Origin of the sequence: Arthrobacter sp. S2(2024), from assembly GCF_036662515.1 — a bacterium.
GTDB lineage: Bacteria > Actinomycetota > Actinomycetes > Actinomycetales > Micrococcaceae > Arthrobacter.
In genome coordinates this window covers 93,015-114,242 of the sequence record NZ_JAYKZI010000001.1, presented here as the reverse complement: position 1 = coordinate 114,242, position 21,228 = coordinate 93,015, and the positions used below count along the sequence as shown (strand labels likewise).

18 protein-coding genes are annotated in these 21,228 nt (G+C 64.5%); 2 read left to right on the top strand and 16 right to left on the bottom strand.

Annotated elements, in window-relative coordinates; translation table 11 throughout:
- Positions 1 to 8: 8 nt before the first annotated feature.
- The 8 genes from VLA65_RS00480 to VLA65_RS00445 form a co-directional block, all read right to left on the bottom strand.
- Positions 9 to 1,511 (bottom strand): OmpL47-type beta-barrel domain-containing protein, encoded by a 1,503-nt coding sequence (locus tag VLA65_RS00480; RefSeq protein ID WP_332601503.1) that lies wholly within the window; start codon positions 1,509 to 1,511, stop codon positions 9 to 11.
- A complete protein-coding gene (locus VLA65_RS00475; RefSeq protein ID WP_306961253.1) occupies positions 1,508 to 2,017 on the bottom strand; it encodes a hypothetical protein in 510 nt (169 codons plus the stop codon). Before VLA65_RS00475 ends, VLA65_RS00480 begins: the two co-directional genes overlap by 4 nt.
- Positions 2,018 to 2,033: 16 nt before the next feature.
- Positions 2,034 to 2,795, bottom strand: coding sequence for a COG1470 family protein (locus VLA65_RS00470; protein ID WP_332601502.1), 762 nt, complete (start codon positions 2,793 to 2,795; stop codon positions 2,034 to 2,036).
- A gap of 177 nt (positions 2,796 to 2,972) precedes the next feature.
- Positions 2,973 to 3,428 carry a hypothetical protein gene (locus tag VLA65_RS00465; RefSeq protein ID WP_332601501.1) on the bottom strand — a complete coding sequence of 152 codons (456 nt, stop codon included), beginning with the start codon at positions 3,426 to 3,428 and terminating at the stop codon, positions 2,973 to 2,975.
- A gap of 257 nt (positions 3,429 to 3,685) precedes the next feature.
- The gene (locus tag VLA65_RS00460; RefSeq protein WP_284989806.1) at positions 3,686 to 3,910 is read right to left on the bottom strand and encodes a hypothetical protein; all 225 of its coding nucleotides are present in this window, start codon (positions 3,908 to 3,910) and stop codon (positions 3,686 to 3,688) included.
- A 53-nt stretch (positions 3,911 to 3,963) separates the two neighbouring features.
- Entirely contained in the window at positions 3,964 to 4,668 is a 705-nt protein-coding gene (gene deoC / locus VLA65_RS00455; protein WP_284989805.1) for a deoxyribose-phosphate aldolase, read from the bottom strand.
- A gap of 94 nt (positions 4,669 to 4,762) precedes the next feature.
- Positions 4,763 to 5,668, bottom strand: a complete 906-nt coding sequence (locus VLA65_RS00450; RefSeq protein WP_332601500.1) for an FAD-dependent oxidoreductase — start codon at positions 5,666 to 5,668, stop codon at positions 4,763 to 4,765.
- Between the two features lie 140 nt (positions 5,669 to 5,808).
- Positions 5,809 to 6,819, bottom strand: a complete 1,011-nt coding sequence (locus tag VLA65_RS00445; RefSeq protein WP_332601499.1) for a LacI family DNA-binding transcriptional regulator — start codon at positions 6,817 to 6,819, stop codon at positions 5,809 to 5,811.
- Positions 6,820 to 6,953: 134 nt separating this feature from the next.
- Between VLA65_RS00445 and VLA65_RS00440 the strand changes: the two genes are divergently transcribed.
- Positions 6,954 to 8,411, top strand: coding sequence for a sugar porter family MFS transporter (locus VLA65_RS00440; protein WP_332601498.1), 1,458 nt, complete (start codon positions 6,954 to 6,956; stop codon positions 8,409 to 8,411).
- Here VLA65_RS00440 and VLA65_RS00435 read toward each other — a convergent pair.
- The 3 genes from VLA65_RS00435 to nirB are packed head-to-tail and all read right to left on the bottom strand — an operon-like array spanning position 8,408 to position 13,259.
- A complete protein-coding gene (locus VLA65_RS00435) occupies positions 8,408 to 9,568 on the bottom strand; it encodes a uroporphyrinogen-III synthase (RefSeq protein ID WP_332601497.1) in 1,161 nt (386 codons plus the stop codon). The two genes, VLA65_RS00440 and VLA65_RS00435, sit on opposite strands and share 4 nt — an antisense overlap.
- A 10-nt stretch (positions 9,569 to 9,578) precedes the next feature.
- Entirely contained in the window at positions 9,579 to 10,613 is a 1,035-nt protein-coding gene (gene cobA / locus VLA65_RS00430; protein WP_332601496.1) for a uroporphyrinogen-III C-methyltransferase, read from the bottom strand.
- 12 nt (positions 10,614 to 10,625) lie between these two features.
- Positions 10,626 to 13,259 (bottom strand): nitrite reductase large subunit NirB, encoded by a 2,634-nt coding sequence (gene nirB / locus VLA65_RS00425; protein WP_332601495.1) that lies wholly within the window; start codon positions 13,257 to 13,259, stop codon positions 10,626 to 10,628.
- A gap of 279 nt (positions 13,260 to 13,538) precedes the next feature.
- Here nirB and nirD point away from each other — a divergent pair, with 279 nt between their 5' ends.
- Positions 13,539 to 13,910 carry a nitrite reductase small subunit NirD gene (nirD, locus tag VLA65_RS00420; protein ID WP_284989798.1) on the top strand — a complete coding sequence of 124 codons (372 nt, stop codon included), beginning with the start codon at positions 13,539 to 13,541 and terminating at the stop codon, positions 13,908 to 13,910.
- A gap of 51 nt (positions 13,911 to 13,961) precedes the next feature.
- Here the strand turns inward: nirD and VLA65_RS00415 are convergent, their stop codons facing one another.
- The 5 genes from VLA65_RS00415 to VLA65_RS00395 form a co-directional block, all read right to left on the bottom strand.
- Positions 13,962 to 15,710, bottom strand: coding sequence for a phospho-sugar mutase (locus tag VLA65_RS00415; protein WP_332601494.1), 1,749 nt, complete (start codon positions 15,708 to 15,710; stop codon positions 13,962 to 13,964).
- Between the two features lie 152 nt (positions 15,711 to 15,862).
- On the bottom strand, positions 15,863 to 17,518 hold the full coding sequence (locus VLA65_RS00410; protein WP_332601493.1) for a glycoside hydrolase family 32 protein: 1,656 nt from the start codon (positions 17,516 to 17,518) through the stop codon (positions 15,863 to 15,865).
- Positions 17,519 to 17,623: 105 nt separating this feature from the next.
- Positions 17,624 to 19,228: a glycoside hydrolase family 68 protein gene (locus VLA65_RS00405; protein WP_059387908.1), complete on the bottom strand. Its 1,605-nt coding sequence runs from the start codon at positions 19,226 to 19,228 to the stop codon at positions 17,624 to 17,626.
- A 505-nt stretch (positions 19,229 to 19,733) separates the two neighbouring features.
- Entirely contained in the window at positions 19,734 to 20,468 is a 735-nt protein-coding gene (locus VLA65_RS00400; RefSeq protein WP_332601492.1) for a YcnI family copper-binding membrane protein, read from the bottom strand.
- Between the two features lie 117 nt (positions 20,469 to 20,585).
- Complete coding sequence (locus tag VLA65_RS00395; RefSeq protein WP_332601491.1) at positions 20,586 to 21,188, bottom strand: hypothetical protein; 603 nt, start codon at positions 21,186 to 21,188, stop codon at positions 20,586 to 20,588.
- Positions 21,189 to 21,228 lie beyond the last annotated feature (40 nt).

Below are 21,228 nucleotides of genomic sequence, written 5' to 3'. Positions count from 1 at the left end.
GGTGGATCTCAGAACTTCGATTGGCCGCCGGCGGTCACAGTTCCAACAGGGTTGCCAGCCTTGTCAGTAGCGCCCGTTGCCGGAGAGTAGACCGGAGTAGCCGGTGAGAGGCCAGTTCCCGCGGTGCCACCCGAGCCGTTGGAGGTGAAGGTGATGACGAGGGTTCCGGAGGACTGGGTCCAGGCCATGGTTGCCGAGAAGGTTCGAGCCGAGGTGCCTGTGTTGTAGGCGGCACCAAGGGAGACGCTGCCAAATGCTGGCGCCGGGCAGGTGGAGCCAACGAACGTCAATACGTTGCCTGCGCTGATACTGGCGGTGCCGGTGGCAGTCAGGGTGGCGGACGTCGAATCCCAACCACTGCACAGGGTGTGTGCGTCCATGTCGGTCGAGAAGACGATGGTGAGCGTATCTCCTAAATCGGCTGTCTTTCCTGTCCCACCGTTGGCCATGGTGACCGAGCTGACAGCCGGGGCCGTAGTGTCGATCTTGACCGTTTGAGTTTGGGAATTGCTGGTGTTCCCTGCGATATCAGTGGCGGAGTAGAACACCGTATGAGTGCCGTCACCGCCGCTGACACTCACCGCGGCTGTGGCCGCGTTGACGGTGACCGGGGGAAGGGCGTCCACATGGTAGGTAATCGACGCGACGCCCGAACCGCCGGCGTCTGTCGCGCTGAGGTTAACCGTCACCGTGCTGGTCCTGTTGTAGCCCAAGGAGTTTGGCGTTGGCGAGATTGAGGCAACTCCCACCACCGGGGCAGTGGTATCGATCTTGACCGTTTGGGTCTGCAGGGTGCTGGCGTTCCCGGCGACGTCAGTGGCGAAGTAGGACACCGAGTGGTTGCCGTCGCCGCTGACGCTTACGGCCGCCGTGGCGGCGTTGACCGTCACTGTGCTGCCGCCGTCGACCGCGTAGTTGATGTTCGCAACGCCCGAACCGCCGGTATTGTCCACGGCGGCGAGGTTGACCGTGACCGTGCCCGTGCGGTTGAAGCCTGCCGTGTTCGGCGTCGGGGAAACCGAGGTCACGCTAATAGTGGGGGGCGTCGAATCAGTATTGACTGCAGAACTGCGTGCGCTTTCAGCGCCGGCCCACAAGGAGATGACAGGCGTGACTGTGTAGTACCAGGAGCCGCCTGGCACGCCTTGTTCAACGCAACTAAGGGTGGTCACCGTGCCCGCGCATCCGCCTCCTGCGGCCACCGCGGTACCACCGCTCGCAGAGGTGTAGCGGGCGACGGTGTAACCCGTCACTGCATGTCCGGCCGGTGTGGAAACAGCCGCCCAGCTGACGGTGACATTCGTACCGCTCAGGGACGCAGAGGGAGTGCCGCCTTGCGGCATGCTGTCGGCTTTTGCCGCCCCGAAGTTGCTGCTGCTCAGCGACTGCCAAAAGGCGTTGGCTGCCGGGCCGCCCCAGGAGATGAACAGCACCGCAAGGAGCGTCCACGTCACGCGACTGCGGACCGCCCGATTGTTTCCGCGGCCTGCAGAGTGCTTGGACTTGTTCATTTGCGGACCGCCATCGTCACTGGAAGGTGGAATACAGCGCCTTGGCAGCTGGATTGTGAAGCCGTCGACATCGACGCGGCTGCTGGCAGGGTGATCAGAATGGAGGAATTCGCCGGTATGGAAACCGTTGGCGTCAAAGGAGCGCCGGGAGCATTGAACGTCACGCCCGTAGTGGTGCACAGCGGGTGGGATGCATCCGCGGTGGCTGTTCCGTTCGCGGTGAAACCGTACACTTGCACCGCGAAGGCATTCGGATTGCTTGCCCGCACGATGGCGTCCGCGGTACCTCCCGGGATGAGGGTGGTAGCGGGACTGTCACCGGCAACGAAGGCGTCCACGGTCACTGTCTGCATGGTGGCGCTGGCTGCCGAGCCGCTGCCGATCCCGACGGTGGACCAATAGGCGTAGGCCGATCCGACACCCAGCACCAGGCTGAGCACGGCAGCCGTCGCGGCTGTTTTGGCTGCAGCCAAGGAGCCGGCCTTCATCCACCTGTTCGCTTTCATGTCAGTTGCCCGCATTTCAATTGCCCTGTCCCGTCCCGGAGTAGGAAATCTGGAGTGTTGCGCCTTTGCAACCGTCCTGGTTGAGCGAAGTGTCCAGCATTGTTATCTGTGGCCACCGAGACGCCGGAATACCGCTCGACGAGAGCGAGGAATTCCCTGGCGGGGCGGCGATCGGATAGTTGCCGCTGAATTGGGTTACTGAATAGTCCGAAGGATTGCACGGCCGGTTGTTCGCCACGGCCTGGGCATTCCGGGTAACTCCTGTCACGGAAACGGTAAGGCCCGTGACGTTGAGGCTGGAATTGCCCGGGTTCGTTAATTGAAGATTAATCGGCACCGAGTTGCCCGGTGCCAGCAGGCCGGTGGGGTCGCCTGAGATGGTGAACGGCTGGTGCTGGCCGGCGGTCACCGTCAAGGAAACGACGACGACGGCGGACTGTAGCGTCCCGCTGGTGCCCTTGAGGCTCAGGGAGTAGGTTCCAAGAGGTGTTGCTGAAGTCGTGGAAACGTCGAGGTTTGCCGTCGCGGATCCCGGCCCGACGGCGACAACCGCAGGCGAAAACGATGCTGTGGCTCCTGCCGGCAGACCTGAGATCGAGAGTGAGACGTTGCCGACAAAGCCGCCCGAAGACTGGACCACGACGTTGTAGCTCGCCGAAGTCCCCTGCGTGACGGATCTGCTGCTTGGCGCAAGCTGCAAGGTGATGGCTTTTGGCGTGTTCTGGTTTCCACTGCCATTACTACTGGCGGCAAGCACCACGCCCGATGTGAGAGTCACCAAAAGGAGGCCCGCCAGAAGCACTTTGGCTCCCGCTCGGACGATGCGAAGCGGCGAGTGGAATAACTCCGGAATGCTCGGCACCTGGGCCTCCTCTAGATCTGTTTTCGTGGGTTTTTCTCAAGCGAACGCACAGCGACAACTGGTGGGCCCGTGATGGACCCACCAGTTGAATTACTAGAGACTTCCGACCGTGACGGTAACCGTGGCGCTTTTGCAGGAGTCTTGGCTCGCGGCGTCGTTGAGGAAGGTCAGTGTTCCGCTGCCGACGGACGTGCCGGTTGAGTTGTGTGCCACGGGCGAAGTCGAGGTCACCGCCGTGACCGTGAACCAGGTAGCGAGGCAATGCGTGGGGTCGCTGGTGGATACCGTTGCTGTGAGGGCTCCCACCACTGTGTCAGTGTTGCTCGCATTGTCGGCCGTGTAGGCGACAGACGTCGAGTTACCGGGGGCAAGTCCCGGGGCGAAGTTTGCGTGCAGCGTCACCGTTCCGCCGCCGGCCGAGTTGGCCGCTCCGCCAGATCCGCTACCGGTGGTGCTCCAGTAGGCATAAGCCGCTCCGCCGCTTGCTGCCACGAGGGCGAGTGTTGCTGCTGCCGCGTAGACTTTTCCCTTTTTGCTGAATTTGCGCATGAGTGAGACTCCTTTGTGAATTGGTATTCCCCAGAACAGGCGACAGCGGCAATGAATTCGAAATTTCCAACCCTTGCTTCGATTGCCCATTCAATCGATGACCACATGCTGGCATGGGCGGTCTTTAACAAACAACGAGTGGTGTTACCCGTTTTTTCAGCCCCATGCGAGTGGTACTACTTGGTTTCGAAGGAGTCGCACTTAAACAACTGTGGCCCCGGACTAAATGTCCGGGGCCACAGTTTTGCGGTTAGGTCTTAGCTTTCGCCCGCCGAGTTGGAGCGGCCGAGAATGGTCTGCGGGATCCAGAAGGCGAGGCCAAAGAGGACCAGGCAGACGGCCATCGGCCAGGTGTTCTCCAGGGTCAGGAAAGTCAAGGAGTAGATGGCGCCCAGGAACAGGACCATGCTGAATACAAAGAGCAGAATGCTCTGGCCCATGGGGTTCTCTTTTTCGATGGGCTGGCTGGCGTTCTGGGACATGCTTTCCTCCTCGGCCCCGGGGGGCTCAAAAACTATGGCGGCTGCCGGGAAACTCAGTACGCGGATGAACCTTGTTCACCTTTGACGATGGCAATTCCGGAGCTCGCACCGATACGTGTTGCACCAGCAGCAATCATAGCCTGTGCATCGGCGAGGGAACGTACTCCACCCGAGGCCTTGACGCCGAGATCCGGGCCTACCGTCTTGCGCATGAGGGCTACATCTTCCACCGTGGCGCCGCCACCGTTGAAACCGGTCGAGGTCTTCACGAAGTCCGCCCCGGCCTCCACCGACGCCTCGCAAGCCAGGACCTTCTGCTCATCAGTCAGCAGGGCGGTCTCGATGATGACCTTGAGGATGGCTCCACCCGCGTGGACCGCCTCCGCCACTGTCGTGATGTCATCCACCAATGCGCCTTTGTCCCCGGCGCGGGCCGCGGCGATGTTGATCACCATGTCGATTTCATCGGCGCCATCCAATACGGCACCGCGTGCTTCGAAAGCCTTGACGTCGCTGGGGGTGGCGCCCAGCGGAAAGCCGACAACCGAGCAGGTGAGGACTCCGGAACCCTTGAGCGCCTTCGTGACGGTCTTGACCCAAATCGGGTTGACGCACACCGACTTGAACTTGTACTCAGCCGCCTCGGCACAGACTTGGCGCACCTCGGCCTCGCTGGCCTCTGGCTTGAGAAGAGTGTGGTCGATGTATGAAGCGATGCTTGCACTGTTGTCCAGTACGCTCGAGGCTTCGTTGCTCATGGAGGTCCTTCCGTGGCGGGCCCGGTGTGCCGCAAGGGTCGCGGCTCATCAAATGACCATCTTGCCACACTGCCCGGCTGCCGTGGAGGCTCCCTTAGGCGGCTGCGGAGCGCGCGGAACCCGGGGACTGGGTGGCACTGGAAGTGCGGAGCCTGGCGTCTTCCTCAAGCCGGGCGGCGCAGTGAGCCGCTGCGGCATTCGAGGACAAAACAAGCCCAAGGCGCATGCCGTCCCGGGAGGCGGCGTCCCCGATCGCCCAGATGCCCGGCACTGAAGTGGCGAAGTCGCGCGCCACCTTGATGCCGCCGTCGGGAGCTGTTTGCAGGCCGGCACTTTCAGCGAGCTCGTTGCGGGGGAGCCGTTCCTCGGCGAGCACCACAAGGTCGCCGTTCATGCTGCTACCGTCCTCGAAAACGATTCCGGTAGCCGGCAGGACCGAACCGGCGACGGAAGGCATGACCGCAGCCGGACGCAAGGTGGTACGGATGGGCCGGACTCCGCGGGCACGCAGCACCGCTTCGGCCTGGCCGGCCGCCGGACCGGTACCAACCAGAATCCCCAAAGGACGACGTCCCAGGACCCTGGTGATGTCCTTGACCGCGGTGCCGATCGGTTCGGCGTCGTCGATGGTGGAGTAGTTGAGGCTGCGTGCTGCGCCCTGCACCGGCGGGTACATGGGGGCGGAACCGGTGGCAATGACCAGCTGATCGTAGGTGAACTCGAGGCCTTCGGTGGTGGTCACCGTACGGGCCTGGACATCGATGAAGCTCGCGGCCTGGCCGAAACGCACGGAGACCTGGGGGAGGGCGGCCAGCTCCAGGAGCGCATCGGGGCACTCGTCGCGGTTGCTCAGCACGGTGATGTTGCCGGGGAACACGGTGGTTCCCGGCTGTCGCGAAGTAGTGCTGTTGCCTGTCAGCCGACGGACCAGGGCCTGGGCTGCGGGCCCGGCTCCGGCGATGACGAGGTGGACGGAGCCTGCGGACGGTGTGATGGACATGATGGTCCCTTCGCTGAACTGAGCTGTGGTTGATGTGCCTATGCCCAGCGTAGGCGGGGGGTTTTTCGGTGGTGTTTCCCTGTTGTTGCCATTTGGCGGTGGCCCGTTCCCTGATGGTTACCCGCCGGTAATGAGCTGGGTCACATGGGGGCGGGCGCCGTTGAGTTGCGGACCACCAACTCGGGAATGAGGCGCTCGTCCGCGATGGGAGCCTGAGCATGATTGAGCCGGTCCATGGCCACGGCTCCGGCGACACTTCCCAGTTCCATCGCGTGGAGGTCGACGGACGTCAGCTCGATGCCGTGGAGCCGGCTGGTCCGTGAATTGTCATAGCCGACCAGCGACAGGTCCCCGGGAATGGCCAGGCCCCTGGCGTAGGCGGCTTCGCGTGCCGCCAGCGCGAACTGGTCGTTGTGGGCGAAGATGGCGGTCGGGCGGTCCGCTGAGTCAAGGATTTCACTTGCGGCACGCATTCCGCCATCTTGCGTGAAGTCATGGGCCGGTACGGTCCGGGGAGCCAGGCCGGCGCCGCGCATTGCCTTCTCATAGCTTCTCCGGCGGACCGTATGGCCGTCATAATCGGGTCCGGCCAGATGGGCGATCCGGGTGTGTCCAAGGCTGAGGAGGTGTTCGGTGGCGGCGCGGGCGCCGGCGGCGTCGTCGGAATACACGCTGTCGACGCCGGGTACTGGCCGCGCGACGCTGACGATCGGGACTATCCGGGCCAGTTCCCGCACCCGTTCGTCCGGCTCCAGCAGCGTTGCGGCGATGATGATCCCCACCCGTGCCTCGATCAGCGAGTCCACGGCTCCCGCGTCTACGCCGTCAATTGACTGGGAGACGCTTAAGATGAGTCGGTTGTGGGCCTGGGGGAGCGACATCCTCACGCCGCTGAGGATGTCGGCATAGACCTCGTTGTGGATGTCCATCAAATAGAGCCCGACGGCGGAGCGATGCTTGCGTGCCAGGTCGGCAGCGGCGGCGTTGGGTCGGTAACCGAGACGTTTTGCCGCCTCGAAGATGGCCTGCTTCGTCTCGTCGCTGACGCCTGGAGCACCACGGAAGGCGAAAGACACGAGCGTGCGGGAGACGCCGACTTCACGAGCAACATCGCTCTGTGTTGCGGGACGGAGCTGCCGGTCAAGACCCATGCCCTCATCTTCCCACGGCGGAGAAAGTCTCAATTAAGTCATTTGTTAGATTGACCTTACATTTAAGTCTTTCGCGCGTTAGTCTGTTATTCAGAGCGGGTGTATGACCCGCATCACAAGACAAAGGAGTCCTGATGTCTGCTACGCAAAGCCACAGGGGAGTCGGCAGCGCGGTCGCGCTTCCTCCCCTGAGCAACGGCCCGCATCGTAAGCGCCTTGGCCTGGTCGCCCTGATTGCCACCTTCGGTGGACTGCTGTTCGGTTATGACACGGGTGTCATCAACGGCGCCCTGAGGCCAATGACGGCCGAACTCGGCCTCACCCCGTTCACCGAGGGGATCGTCGCCAGCTCGCTCGTCTTCGCCGCGGCGATCGGCGCGCTCTCGGGCGGGCGCATCTCCGACGGGTGGGGGCGTCGCAAGACGATCATTCTGCTCGCGGTACTGTTCTTCGCCGGCACCTTGGTGTGCGTGTTCACCCCGAGTGTCGGCGTGCTCGTCGTCGGCCGCGTCCTGCTCGGTCTCGCCGTGGGCGGCGCCTCGGCGGTGGTCCCCGTGTTCCTGGCGGAGATGGCCCCGTTCGAGATCCGTGGTTCCCTGGCGGGCCGCAACGAGCTCATGATCGTCGTCGGTCAGCTGGCGGCTTTCGTCGTCAACGCCATCATCGGCATCGTGTGGGGTGACGTTCCCGGCGTCTGGCGCATCATGCTTGCGGTCTGCGCGTTGCCGGCGATCGCGCTGTTCTTCGGCATGCTCCGCGTGCCCGAGTCGCCGCGCTGGCTGGTGGAGAAGGGCCGGCACGATGAGGCCCTCGCCGTGCTTCGGTCCGTCCGTTCCGAGGACCGTGCGCTCGCGGAGCTCGGCGAGGTCGAGCACGTCGCCAAGGAGGAGCGGGAGAGCCAGCAGATCGGCTGGCGTGCGGTCTTCAGCAACAAGAACCTGTTCCGCATCCTGCTTGTGGGAATCGGCTTGGGCGTCGCCCAACAGCTGACCGGCATCAACTCGATCATGTATTACGGCCAGACGGTGCTCGTCGAGTCGGGCTTCAACGAGAGCGGCGCGCTCATCGCGAACACCGCGCCCGGAGTGATCGCCGTGATCGGCGGCGTCATCGCCTTGACCCTGATGGACCGGATCGACCGTCGCAAGACCTTCATTCTGGGCCTCGCGCTGACCACCAGCTGCCACCTGCTCATCGGGTTCGCCTCCATGATGTTGCCCGTCGGCAACCCGATCCGCCCGTACGTGATCCTCTTCCTGGTGGTTGCCTTCGTGGGGTCCATGCAGACGTTCCTGAACGTCGCGGTGTGGGTCTACCTGTCGGAGGTCTTCCCGCTGCACATGCGCGGCTTCGGCACCGGCGTCTCGATCTTCTTCCTCTGGGTCGTCAACGGATTCCTTTCGCTGTTCTTCCCGTCGCTGGTCGCGGGGCTCGGGATCACCGGCACTTTCTTCCTTTTCGCCGTCGTCGGGGCGCTTGCCCTTGTCTTCGTCGTCAAGCAAGTTCCGGAAACCCGTGGCCGGACCTTGGAAGCGCTGGAGGAAGACGTCACCACCGGCGCCATCTACCTCGTCCACAAGAACCAGGGCTAGACGCGCAACCGGTAACCCCGCTTGACGACGGTTTCCACGAGCTTTCCGTCCGGCAGCGAGGACCGCAAGCGGCTCACCGTCATGTCCAGGGCGTGGACCGAGCCACGCAATTCCAGAAGGTCGGAAAGGGCCTCTCGGGACAGCACCGCGCCCCCGGCTCCCAAAAGCGCGCGCAGCAGGAGCAGCGGAGCCGGGGCCAGTTCCACCACGGAACCATCGATCCTCAAACAGCGGCCGCGCAGCTCGATGTGCCCTGCGGGGGTGTCGAGCCGGCGGACATGGTTCAGGGCCAGATGTTCGGTGACGAGCCGGATGAGCGCACCCATGCGGTAGCGGTCCGGGATGAGGGGGCTGAGCCCGGCGTCGACCAACGGCTGTGCGGTGACAGGCCCGACGGCGGCGACTGTCACCTGGGTCTTGAGGGCCTCGATCAGCTGGCGGTACAGGCCCATCTCGTGGGCCGTGCTCCACATGGCGTCTACCGCGGGCGCGCTCGTAAAGGTGAGCACATCCAAGTCCCCGGAGCAGGCGGCTTCGATGAGGCGCGGAAGCTTGTCTTCGCCGTCGGGCTTTACCCAGCGGTACGGGGTGACAGTGAGGACCGTCGCGCCGGACATGCGGAGGCGCTCCAACTGGCGGACGTCGGTGTAGCCGTGCAATTGCACGGCGACGGTCTTCCCGCGGACTCCTTCCTGAAGGAGCATGTCCACCAGTGTGGCGGTGGTTTCGTCACTGCTGATCCCGACGTCGGCAAGGCCTGCCGCGCGGACCGCGCCCCGGGCTTTTGGCCCGCGCACGAACATGCGGCAGGCCCCCAGCACATCGAGAAGTTGCTCGCCGATGCCGAAGGAGTCCGCGGCTTCGCACCAGCGCCGCATGCCGTAGGCGGTGGTGGCGATGCAGATATCGGGCTTGGCCGCGATGATCGTTTTCGTGTCCTCGATGAGGGTGATGTCTTCCTGGACCGGCGCGATCTTCAAAGCCGGAGCGTGCAGCACGGAAGCGCCGCGCCGCTCGAGCGCCTCGATCAGGTCACGTGAACGCCGGTGTGAAGTCACTCCGATCCGGAAACCGTCCAGCGGCGCATCGTCGCTTGGTCCAGGGGTGGCCAGCGGCGAGCCTGCATCGATGGAATCAAGGGCATTCAGCGTAGTCATGTGTGTTCTTTCAGGCTTCAAGGAGGGAAGCCGCGAGGAGGTCAAGGTCTGCGGTGGCTTCGGTGTGATCGCGGTTGGCTTCGGCCACGCGGACCACCTCGCCGATGACCAGGACGGCCGGGTTGGTGCAGCCTGCGGCCGCGGTTTCAATGGTGCCGAGTTCGGCGATGGTGGTGCGCTGCCCGGGGCGGTAGCCGCGTTCGACGACGGCCATGGGCATCGCTGGATCCATCCCGGCCCGCCGGAGCCCGGCAGCGAGCTGGGGGAGGGTGCCGATGCCCATGAGGACCACGATGGTCCCGCCGAGTCCGGCCAGGTGCGTGTGTTCCTTCTCGGTCAGCGGTGCATGGCCGGAAACCACGGTGAACATGTGGCTGACCTCGCGGTGAGTGACGGGAATGCCCGCGGCCGCCGGGACCGAGATGGCGCTCGTGACGCCCGAGATGACGCGGACCGGGACCCCAGCCTGCACACAGGCGCTGACTTCTTCGCCGCCACGGCCGAATACATAAGGGTCGCCGCCTTTGAGCCGGACTACGTTCTTGCCGGTCAACGCGGCGTCCACCATGAGCGTTTCGATGTCGCATTGGGCGACCTTGTGGTGCCCTGGGAGCTTGCCGACATCCACCAGTTCCGCGGACGTCAGTCGCGCCAGTTCCGCGTAGGGGGCGAGCCGGTCGTAGAAGACGACGTCGGCGTCCCGCAGCGCGTTGACCGCGCCTATGGTCAGCAACTCGAGGGTGCCGGGACCGCCGCCGACCAGGGTGACGTGCCCGGACTCGCCAGCAGCCGGTTCGCTGGCGACGGGGATCCCCGCTTCCCGGCAGCGTGCGAGCAAGGGCTCCCAGCCGGGCTGGCCGTCGTCGACGGCCGCGACCAGGAAGGGGCGTTCGGGCAGCGGGCCGTCAGAGTCGGCGCCATCGGGAGTGCTGAGCCGATGGACGACGGCGCCCGCGGCTTCGAAGCGCCGTACGGCTTGCCGCGCGGCGTGGGTAGAGCCTGTGACCAGAACGTCGCGGCCTGTGAGGTCGATGGTGAGCTGCATGGTTTGTGCTCCTTAGTCCTGGCCGCGAACGGGGATCGTGCTGGCGATGAGGACGCCGCCCTTTTCCTCGTTGGTGGCGGGGCGGATTTGGCCGCGTTCGGGGACGAAGGCGATGGCCTCGTCCTTCTGGTCGGGTGCGTTCACGAAGGAACGGAAGCGGCGCAGGCGCTCGGGGTCCTTGAGGGTCTCTGCCCATTCGTCCTGGTAGGTGTCGATGTGCCGGGCCATGGCGGCTTCGAGGTCGTCCGCGATGCCAAGGGAGTCGTGGATGATGACGTCTTCGATGTGTTTGAGTCCGCCGTCGAGTTCTTCCTGCCAGCGGGCGGTGCGCTGGAGGCGGTCGGCGGTGCGGATGTAGTACATGAGGTAGCGGTCGATGTATTTGATCAGGGTGTCGTCGTCCAGGTCCTGGGCGAGGAGCTGGGCGTGGGCGGGCAGGAAGCCGCCGTTGCCGCCGACGTAGAGGTTCCAGCCCTTGTCGGTGGCGATGACGCCGACGTCCTTGCCGCGGGCTTCGGCGCATTCGCGGGCGCAGCCGGAGACGCCCATTTTGAGTTTGTGCGGGCTGCGCAGGCCGCGGTAGCGCAGTTCCAGGTTGATGGCCATGGCGACGGAGTCCTGGACACCGAAGCGGCACCACGTAGATCCGACGCAGGATTTCACGGTGCGCAGGCTCTTGCCGTACGCCTGGCCGGACTCGAAGCCGGCGTCGACGAGTTCCTTCCAGATCTCCGGGAGCTGTTCGAGGCGGGCCCCGAACATGTCGATCCGCTGCCCGCCGGTGATCTTCGTGTAGAGGCCGTACTTCTCGGCAACGCGGGCAATGACACCCAGGCCCTTCGGCGTGATTTCGCCGCCGGCGATGCGGGGGACCACGGAGTAGGTGCCGTCCTTTTGCATGTTTGCCAAGGCGCGGTCGTTGGTGTCCTGCAGGGTACCGCGCCCGGCACCGAGCACGTATTCACTGTTCTGTGAGGCGAGAATCGACGCGATCGTCGGCTTGCAGATGTCGCAGCCCGCGCCGGTGCCGTATTTGGCCAGGATGTCCTCGAAGGAGGTCAGCTCCAGCACGCGGATGGCGTCGAAGAGTTCCTGGCGGGAGAGGCTGAAGTGCTCGCACAGGGCCTTGGAGACTTCGATGCCGGACTTCTTCAGTTCCCCTTCGAGGAGCTTCTTGATCATCGGCACGCACGAACCGCACTGGGTGCCGGCCCGCGAACATGTCTTTAGTTCGCCGAGTTCCTGGACGGGGGCGTTGCCCTCGCAGGAACCGCAGCCGTTGATGGCATCGCGGACGCTGCCTGCGGCGACGTTGTTGCAGGAGCAGAGGATCGCGTCGTCCGGCAGTTCGGTCTCGGGGGCGTCCCCGCCGCCCGCAGCGGTGAGGTAAGCGCCTGGTTCGGCGGGGAGTTCGCGGCCGAGCAGGGGGCGCAGGCTCATGTAGGGGGTGGCGTCGCCGACGAAGATCCCGCCGAGCAGGGTCTTGGCATCGTCGGTGGTGACGATCTTCTGGTAGACGCCGCGGGCGGGGTCGGCGTACACGATCTCCAAGGAGTGCTCGGTTGTGGCGAACGCATCGCCGAAGCTGGCCACATCCACACCGGAGAGCTTGAGCTTGGTCGCGGTGTCGAAACCCGGGAACGTCGCTTGGCCGCCGTGCAGCCGGTCGGCCACGATCTCAGCCATGGTGTTCGCCGGAGCCACGAGCCCCAGGCACATGCCATCGAAGTTGGCGACTTCGCCGATGGCCCAAATGCCGGGGACCGGGGTGGCGCAGTGGTCGTTGATGACCACGCCGCCCTTCTTGCCGAGTTCGAACAGCTGTTCAACGGTGGGGCCGTCCGCGGCGCCTTCCGTTCCGCGGAACAGTTCATCGCGGGGGCGGATGCCGATGGACGCGATAACCATGTCGGCGGGGATGACGCGGCCGTCCTTCATGAGGACGCCGGTGACCTGGCCGTCGTCGTCGGACAATACTTCGGCGGGGTAGGTTCCCGTCAGGACTTCGAGTCCCTTGGCGGTGACCAGACGGCCCAGTGCCTGGCCTGCGCCCTCGTCCAGCTGGGCGTTCATGAGCCAGCGTGAACCGTTGATGACGGTGGCCTGTGCGCCCAACTCCATGGTGCCCGCCGCTGCTTCCAAGCCGAGGAGGCCGCCGCCGATGGTCACGGTCCTGACGGTCCGGCCAAGCTTCTCCGTGAGTTCGGCGATGGCCTTGTTGATGGCCCAGACGTCGTCGAGGGTGCGGTAGACATGGGCGAGCTCACCGCCAGGGAAGGGGAGCTGTGCCGCGTCCGAGCCGGTGGCCACCACCAGGTGGTCGTAGTCGTAAGTGTTGCCGGCCGCGGTTTCCACGGATTTGGCTTCGGGGTTGATCTTGACCACCCGCTCGCCAGTGCGCAGGGAGATGGATTCGTGCTCCCACATGGACATGTCGCCCAAGGTGAGGTCATAGTCCACATCGGTCAGCGCCTTGCTCAGGGTGACCCGGTCATACGGAACGTGGGCTTCCTCGGTCAGGACCGTGACGTGCCAGCCCTCGAGACCGCGGGTATGCATGGCATCGGCAAAACGGTGGGCCGCAGGGCCTCCGCCGGCGACAACAATACGGCGCTGGTTTTCTGGGGTGGAAGTGTGTCCGGTCACTGGTGGCCTTTCGCATACGCCGCAGAACGTGCTCCGCAACTTGTCACTTCAGACTACGGACGGGCAGTTTCTCCTCAGTTTCCCTTTTGTTTCGTGATCTTAACTTCTGGGTCACGATTGGATGTCGGGACCCGTGAGGTCTCTTTTACGCACCCGACACATTGACTGCATTCGAGTGAAACACTCCCCGCCTACCTTGAAGACATGGCCGCTCGGCGGCCACCGCCTGAAGGAAAGGACAGCATTTGTCCGGCTGCAGGCATAGCGAGAGGGGTTGGCATGACCGTCATTCTGGAACGGGAAGAACAACTGACGAGCGCGCCGACCGAGTCCGGCTGGCACCGTGTATGCCCGTTGGACGAGCTGGAACCGGCTTGGGGCGAGGCGGCGTTGATCGACGGCGTGCAGGTGGCGCTCTTCCGCCTCGATGCCGACAATGTCTACGCAGTCGCCCAGCAGGACCCTGCAACCCTGGCCAATGTCATGGCCCGGGGGATCACCGGCTCCCGGGGATCACGCCCCACTATCGCCTCGCCGTTGCACAAGGAGGTCTACGACCTGCAGACCGGTGAGTGCTATTCCAACCCCGGGCTCCGGCTTCCGGCATTCAAGACCCGCATGGTTGACGGCTTCATCGAAGTCGAACTGTAGCCCGGAGCCCCCAGCCGCGCACCGCCGTCGTCCGTCGTGGAGCCGAAGCGCTCAGAGCCCGAGCGCCTCGCGGACATCGGCAAGAATGTGGTCCAAAGTGGTCCGCGCGGCGTGCCGGGTTTCGGCGAGTTCCGCCGCCGAACCGACCGACTTGATGACCTCCAGGTAGCACTTGAGCTTTGGCTCGGTGCCACTGGGCCGGATGATGACGCGGCTTAGGTCCTTGGTCAGGTAGAGGAGGCCGTCCGTCGGCGGCAGTTGCTCGCTTCCCTGGGCCAAATCCACAAAGGTCTCGATGGCGGAACCGCCAAAGGACTCCGGCGGATCGGCCCGGAGCCGGTTCATCATGGCGTCCAGCAAACCAAGGTCCGCCACCCGGATGCTGAGCTGGTCGCTCGCATGCAATCCATGCACCAGGTAGATCTCATCCAAGGTGTCGAAGATCGTCTTTCCTTCGGCGTTGGCCGCCGCCGCCAGTTCGGCGATGAGCAAGGAGGCGGAAATGCCGTCCTTGTCCCTGACGAGTTCGGGTGCAACGCAGTAGCCCAGGGCTTCCTCGTAGCCGTACACAAGTCCCGGCACCCGGGAAATCCACTTGAATCCCGTGAGCGTTTCCTCGTGGGCGAAGCCGGCCGCCGCCGCGATGCGGGAAAGCAGCCGGGACGAGACGATTGAGTTGGCGAAAACGCCCCGTGTTGAATCGCCTTGCCGCACATCCGCGGCGTGCCGGGCCACCACATGTGCCCCAAGTAAGGCGCCCACTTCGTCGCCCCGCAACATCCGCCAAGCACCCGTATCCGGGTCCTGTGCCGCTACGGCCGCGCGGTCGGCGTCGGGGTCGTTCGCCAGCACGATATCGGCACCCAAACGCGCCGCTGCCGCCAAAGCCAGGTCCAGTGCGCCGGGCTCTTCCGGGTTCGGAAAACTGACGGTGGGGAAGTCCGGATCCGGTTCTGCTTGCTCTTCCACGAGTGAGACGTCGGTGAAGCCTGCCGCATTCAGCACAGACACCGCAGTCTCACCACCCACGCCATGCATGGGGGTCAAAACGATCTTCAGTTCACGGGCCGGGAAATTCTCGACGTCGGCGAGGCCGGCCATCGCGGCCTCATACTCCCCGGTGATGGAAGCGGGCAGTTCAGTCCAGCCGGACTCGGCCAGTTGGATGGAATCCAAGGGGCCCACGGCTTCGATGCTTGCCGCGATCTGCGAATCGTAGGGTGCCACGATCTGGGACCCGCGGCCGCTTTCCTCCACGGCCCGGCCGCCCAAGTACACCTTGTAACCGTTGTCCTGCGGCGGGTTATGGCTCGCTGTGACCATGACACCGCCGTCGCAATCAAGCGAACGGACCGCGTAAGCCAGCAACGGGGTGGGAAGCGCCGAGGGCATCAGGAAGGTCTCGATTCCCGCGGCCGTGAAGATGGCTGCGGACTCCCGTGCGAAGACGTCCGAGTTGTGCCTCGCGTCATAGCCGACGACGGCGCGCGGCCGCGTTCCGGGGGCAGCAGCCTCAACGGCGTCCTTGAGGAAGGCCGCCAAACCTGCCGCTGCCCGGCGCACCACTACGCGGTTCATCCTGTTGGGACCAGGACCGAGGGCGGCACGGAGCCCAGCGGTACCGAACTGCAGCGTTCCGCTGAAGCTGTCTTCAAGCTGTTGACGGGCCGCGGCGACGCCATTGGAGGCGAGTCCGGCCAGCTCGGACAGCGCTGCCGCAGTGACCGGGTCCGGGTCCTGGGCAGCCCACTCGCCGGCGTCGGATATCAGCTTTTCAAATTCGGCATCGCTCGATGTCATAGGGATAAAGCTATCGTCAAAGGGAATGAATGCCGAGGTCACCGGCTATGTCAGCCGTCACAGTCCGGCCCACGCCACCCAACTGACTCGCATTAGTTGTCGTTATGAGGCGTCTAAACGACAACTAATGCGAGTCAGTTGGGCCCCTGGCGTCAGGGTCGCTGCCGCGTGGTGGTGAGGACGAAGCTCGCCGGGCCGCCTGCACTGAACGCTGCGGCACCCGTGTTCCCCCATTGCGGGAAGAAGATGTCCGAGATGACTACCGAGCCGTCTTGTGTGAAGACCTCCACCGACGAGGAATCCAAGAGGATGCGGAGACGGACCTTGCCGTCCTTCAGGGGCACGGAGGCTTGGTGGTAGGGGCTGAATTTCGGCGAGAAGTTGGAGGTCCCGGCTGCAGAGCGGTCCACTTTGAGGGTCTGGCTTGCGCGGTTGTACGAGATCCGGAGGCCTGCCTTCCCGTCCGCCGAAGCCCGCAGTACCAATCCGGCCTCGGAGGCGCCCGCAACGTCCATTTCGGCGTCGATCAGCTGGGTTCTGGTTCCGAAATCGCCGCCGAGGGGTTCCGTTGAATCGGTGACGGTGAGGTTTTTGCCATGTACTTCACTGGTCTTGGTGTCCGTGAGCGCATCCGCGGCAGCCTGGGCGATGCTCGAATGGAGCTCGAAACGGCTTCCTGTGGCTGCGAGGGTGAGCTGGCGGGGGATGGCCATTGACCCGCGCCATGGCGTGCTCGGGACGGTTTGCGCATAGTCCCAGTTCCCCATCCAGCCGAGAAGCACCGGCTTTCCACCAGGAGCCCCGGTGATGGTGTTGGCCGCATAGAAGTCCGCGCCATGGTCAAGCCATTGCGATTCCGTCAACGGGTCGCCCGGCTTTGCCGCGTTTTCCGCCGTGAACCGTGTGCCGTCGAAATTGCCCACGAAGTACTGCATGCCGGAGCCTCCTGCGATGCCTCCCGGGTTGATGCTCAGGATCATGACCCACTTCTTCAGGCCGTTGCCGCCGTCGACGTCCATCTGGAGCAGCTCGGGAACTTCCCAGAGCCCGCCCTGGGCGCCCACTCCCGAGAAGTCGCTGAGGAAGTCCCAGTGCAGCAGGTCGGTGGATTTGAAGAGTTTCACCACCTGGGCGTCAGCTACCACCGTGGTCATGACCCAGTATTTGCCGGGCTCGTACCAGGTAATCTTCGGATCCCGGAAGTTGTTCGACGCCGGATTCAGGCTGAGCACCGGATTGCCCTTGTACTTGGTCCAGGACGTTCCATGGTCCAGGCTGTAGGCCACGGACTGGGCCTGGCTGCCCTTGGGCAGCGCCCCGCCGTCGCCGTACGAGCTGGTGTAGAGGGCTACCAGCGGCGGGTTTCCAGCGGTGCCCAGGCCGGAGGCGTTCTTGGTGTCCGGAACGATGGCGCCGGAAAAGATTTCCTCACTGGCGGAGCCTTCCAGGGCCACGGGCTTCTGGGTCCAGTGCACCAGATCCGTGCTGGTGGAATGGCCCCACGACATGTCTCCCCAGAAGTTGCCGTGCGGATTGTGCTGGTAGAACGCGTGATAGGTGCCGTTTTCGTAAACAAGCCCGTTGGGATCGTTGATCCAGTTTTGCGACGCCGTGAGGTGAGCGGCGGGCCGCCAAGGGTCCGATTTGGACGGTGCGGGGGAAGCCATCCCGACGGCGGTGCCGCCGGTGGACGGCGACGCGTCCGGAGTCGGGGTGCAGGAACTCGCGAACATTGCGATGACGGCGGCGACGACGGCGAGTGCCGGCTTGCGAGCGGGCCGGAACGGGCGTTGGGGAGAGTGGAGCATGGGACTTCCTGGGTTGTGGAGCAGGGCGCCCGGGGTGAACCGGGCGCCCCATGTTGCCGGGCAGGCAGCAAATCCCCTGCCTGCCCGGCTGGTTTTGACTGTGGCCTACTTGTAGAGGCCTTCCCCGCCGACGCGGACGTTGGTGGGGAGGTAGCCGAACGGGCCGAGGCCGTTCTTGCCGAAGCTGCGGTCAACCTGCGTGACGCCACCGGCGAAGTTGATCTTTACCGTAGGGGAGAGGGACCCTCCACGGACTCCGTCAACGTTGTCGATGAACGACTGCACCAGGCCGCCCGGCTGCACGTAGTGCGAGTAGGCCTGGAACTGACGGCCGTTCTGCTGTGCCGACTGGGTGCCGCTCGGGTTGTTCGCCGGCAGGTTCAAGTCGGTCGGCGAGCCGAGCGCGAGGCCCGAGTTGTTCACCGGCTGGAAGTCCGAACGGACACCGTTGCCAACAAAGCCGTAGACGCCGTCGGGACCACGCATGCCATCGGCGTAGGTGAACTGGTGGCTGATCGTGAACAGGTAGTACTTGTTCTTGCCGTTTTCATTCTGGATGAAGATCTGAGGGCGCTCGGTCTGGTCGTTGACGCAGTTGGCGGACAGGATCGGCGGCAGGAAGTGCCACTGGGTCAGGTCCTTGTTGTCTGCGACGGCCAGGCCCACGCTCGCGGTCTGGAACCAGGAACCGGTGGTGGTGTTGACCGTGTTGGTGTTTTCGGCGTGGGGATCGCCTGCCTGGTAACCGAGATCAGCATCGGTGCACTTGTAGGAGCCGCGGTTTCCGGCGGTGTTGCCCTCAAAGACCATGAAGGTCTGGCCCGGGTGGGCCGGGTCTTCGAACGTGTACGGGTCACGGAAGGCGAAGCCGGCGTTCTGGGCCTTGGTCTGGTACAGCTTTCCGTCCGGTTCGAGCAGCTTGGTGTGCTGGAAGCCGTCGAAGGTCACGCCGTTCTGGTCGGCGTGGATGTTGCCGAGGGCCTTGGCAATGACTGCGTCCGGAGCGATCCCGCCTCCGCCCGCGTTGCGCTCTGCACGGTCGTAGAACGTGGTGGCCGTGTAGAACACGTTGACGTGGTCACCCTGCATGAGGCGCGTGGAACCGGACCATTCGGTGTTGCCGATGGAGGTGTTGTCCAGGAACAGGTGTCCGCCGTAGTTCCACTTGTCCTTCGCGGGGTCTGCGTTGGTCTTGCGGAAGAAGTAGCCGATGCGGGCGTTCCAGTGGCGCTGGTCGAAGCCGTAACCCGCGTGGCGGTCGGCGACGAGGGAGAAGATGACATCCCAGCCCTTGTAGCTGATCTGGTTGGCGTTCTGGTCGGTCAGGGACCACGTGTCCCAGACCCACACGTCGTCGTTCATGGCCGGGAAGTCCTTCGGGATCTCCGGCATGGTGACGTTGGGGCTCATGGAGTTCTGGCCGGCGGTCACGTTCGGGTTGCTCTGGGCCATGATCTGCTTGGCATCCGCCCGCGTCCACTTGGACGTGAAGTTTGCGGCGGGATCAAAGGCTTGTTGCGTGTGGACCGTCGGAAGCGGGAATCCCGGCGTGGGAGCCGGCATCGTGGTGGCCGGCTTGTCGGCAGGCAGGTTTGCCTGGGCTGCCGGGGATGCCATGAGCACCGTCGCGGCCACACTGGCAGCGGCCGCAAAAGCGGCTACAGACCGCAGGCGTCGGCGTGGCCTGTTGGGGGTTGAGTGAGATTTCATGCTTGCTCTTCTCGCGGAGGTTGGACTACGTGGAATTGGCGCAAGGCCTGGTCCGCACTCCGGCGTTCCCGTAACACCAATGGCGTCGTCGGGAACGCCATCGTGTCGGGTGGACGGGGGATTCTTAGGAAGCCCCCATCCTTCGGTCCGGCACGTCGACTTGCCGGGACCGTTCAAAGCTTGACGTGCGCATGATGCGGTTGCAAGCCGTGTTTCGAGTGCCGTTCCGGGCTCTGGAGCACATGTCAGACATATGTGCGCAAGCGTTTACATTTTTACACCGCGCGCGTGCCATGGAAAGCGCGGCGGGTCAAATGTTTCTGAATAAATCTGATTTATTTGAAAAGTTCACATGCCATTAACGCGGGGGCGAATTGACTTGACAGGAGTCGGAAAATTGCCGTGGGGACGGCTGTCGTTGGTGGGATTCGTGGTCCGGCTGGAGCGGGATACAAAACTGCCCGCGCCGGGGTCCGGCGCGGGCAGTTCGCTCGTTCGAGGGGGGCTATTTGGCCTTCGTGGAGCGGGTTCGCACCAAGGCGGTGACGCCCGCGGCCAGGCCGATGAGGCCGACCGCGAGTCCGAACCAGCCAGCCGTGGATCCTGCGTCGCTGGATGTCGTCGATGCCGCGGCCGACGGCGCCGGGGTCACGGACGGGGAGGACGTGGGAACCGCCGATGCGGCTGCGTCGCTCGCGGTGGTGACGAACGAGGGAGCCGGGTGCTCCGGTTCAGGCTGCCCCTCAACGGTCTTCTCGTCCCACTTCACCACCGTGCCGTCGGTGTAGCTCTGTGTGGCTGGCAGCGTCACGGTGGTGCCGGCGTCGGGGAGTACACCCACCGAGATCGAGAACGCCTGGTATTCGTTCTGCCCGATCTGGTGTGCGGCGTCCGCGGTCCAGACGACCGAACTGACCGCCTTGGTCACCGTTGCCCCTCCAACCGTGACGGGTTTTGGCAGGGTGGTGGTGACGAGCTCGGCCGTCCAGCCCTCGACCGGCTTCACGGACACAGAGTTGAAGGGCGTATCCGTGGGGAGTGATACTTCGAGTTTGTTGGTCTTGGCCGTCGGGGACTCGTTGGGAACGTTGAAGGTCAGGTGGGTGTAGCCGCCTGCTGCGGGGTCGTCGGGATTGACGTTGACGTGTGCGGACGCTGCGGAGATGCCGAAGGCGAGCAGCCCGGCGGCCATCGTCGCGGCGCAGGCGGTTTTGAGGGTACGGCGGGAGGAGGTCTTCATGGCAATGATGCCCTTTCACAAAGGAAATGCGGTTTGGGGACCGGGGCGGACGGAGGTCCGGACCGGTGAAGGCAGCGAGGTGCCGCCTGTCCCTGGCTATATGTGAAAGGGAGAGTCTCAGACGGCGGGCATCAGGGCTGGCGGGCCGCGCAGGGAAGGAAGCCGAAGGCCGGGAAGGCTGCGTGGATGCACAAACGGGGTCGGGCACGGAGCGGGGGTGCGGAGTGGCTGAATCGCTGTTGGAGCAGGCAGTTGGACCAGCGGCCGCAGCCACGCTGCCAGTGCCCACAGTGCTTGTTCGCCGCGCGCGAGGACCAGGGCCGTGGCCAGGGTTGCGACTGAGTGCGCCCCGAGCATGTGCCAGTCGCTGGCCGAGGCGTGGGTTGAGGCGATGGCGCTTACGCTTTCCGGGGTTGACGCCAAGGGAACATGTCCTGCATGCCCGAACTGCAACGATGCCGCGGTGGACGTTCCGGACAGGGCGCAGAATGCCCAGTGAAGGCAGAGCTGTCCGGCTCCCAGCAGCCCTGCGACGACGGGAAGCGAAAGCCGGGCGCGCGTCAGGATGGCGACAGGGAGGATTGTCAGGGCAGAGAGCGCCGCCAAAATGGCCGGTGCCGGAAGGTTTCCGCCGCCGGCAAGGTGCCCACCCGCGGCCAATCCAAGAATGATCGAGCCGACCAGGCTGGTCCGCAAGAACCGGAAAGGCGCGGATGTCATGATCGGCGGTCCTTCCGGTTCGAGCGCTTAGGGCGGAGAA

What these genes read in the sequence shown, in the direction of transcription:
- VLA65_RS00480 (WP_332601503.1), bottom strand. Translation starts at nt 1,511, where the DNA reads ATGAACAAGTCCAAGCACTCTGCAGGCCGCGGAAACAATCGGGCGGTC.
- VLA65_RS00475 (WP_306961253.1), bottom strand. Translation starts at nt 2,017, where the DNA reads ATGAAAGCGAACAGGTGGATGAAGGCCGGCTCCTTGGCTGCAGCCAAA.
- VLA65_RS00465 (WP_332601501.1), bottom strand. Translation starts at nt 3,428, where the DNA reads ATGCGCAAATTCAGCAAAAAGGGAAAAGTCTACGCGGCAGCAGCAACA.
- VLA65_RS00460 (WP_284989806.1), bottom strand. Translation starts at nt 3,910, where the DNA reads ATGTCCCAGAACGCCAGCCAGCCCATCGAAAAAGAGAACCCCATGGGC.
- deoC (WP_284989805.1), bottom strand. Translation starts at nt 4,668, where the DNA reads ATGAGCAACGAAGCCTCGAGCGTACTGGACAACAGTGCAAGCATCGCT.
- VLA65_RS00450 (WP_332601500.1), bottom strand. Translation starts at nt 5,668, where the DNA reads ATGTCCATCACACCGTCCGCAGGCTCCGTCCACCTCGTCATCGCCGGA.
- VLA65_RS00445 (WP_332601499.1), bottom strand. Translation starts at nt 6,819, where the DNA reads ATGGGTCTTGACCGGCAGCTCCGTCCCGCAACACAGAGCGATGTTGCT.
- VLA65_RS00440 (WP_332601498.1), top strand. Translation starts at nt 6,954, where the DNA reads ATGTCTGCTACGCAAAGCCACAGGGGAGTCGGCAGCGCGGTCGCGCTT.
- VLA65_RS00435 (WP_332601497.1), bottom strand. Translation starts at nt 9,568, where the DNA reads ATGACTACGCTGAATGCCCTTGATTCCATCGATGCAGGCTCGCCGCTG.
- cobA (WP_332601496.1), bottom strand. Translation starts at nt 10,613, where the DNA reads ATGCAGCTCACCATCGACCTCACAGGCCGCGACGTTCTGGTCACAGGC.
- nirD (WP_284989798.1), top strand. Translation starts at nt 13,539, where the DNA reads ATGACCGTCATTCTGGAACGGGAAGAACAACTGACGAGCGCGCCGACC.
- VLA65_RS00415 (WP_332601494.1), bottom strand. Translation starts at nt 15,710, where the DNA reads ATGACATCGAGCGATGCCGAATTTGAAAAGCTGATATCCGACGCCGGC.
- VLA65_RS00410 (WP_332601493.1), bottom strand. Translation starts at nt 17,518, where the DNA reads ATGCTCCACTCTCCCCAACGCCCGTTCCGGCCCGCTCGCAAGCCGGCA.
- VLA65_RS00405 (WP_059387908.1), bottom strand. Translation starts at nt 19,228, where the DNA reads ATGAAATCTCACTCAACCCCCAACAGGCCACGCCGACGCCTGCGGTCT.
- VLA65_RS00400 (WP_332601492.1), bottom strand. Translation starts at nt 20,468, where the DNA reads ATGAAGACCTCCTCCCGCCGTACCCTCAAAACCGCCTGCGCCGCGACG.
- VLA65_RS00395 (WP_332601491.1), bottom strand. Translation starts at nt 21,188, where the DNA reads ATGACATCCGCGCCTTTCCGGTTCTTGCGGACCAGCCTGGTCGGCTCG.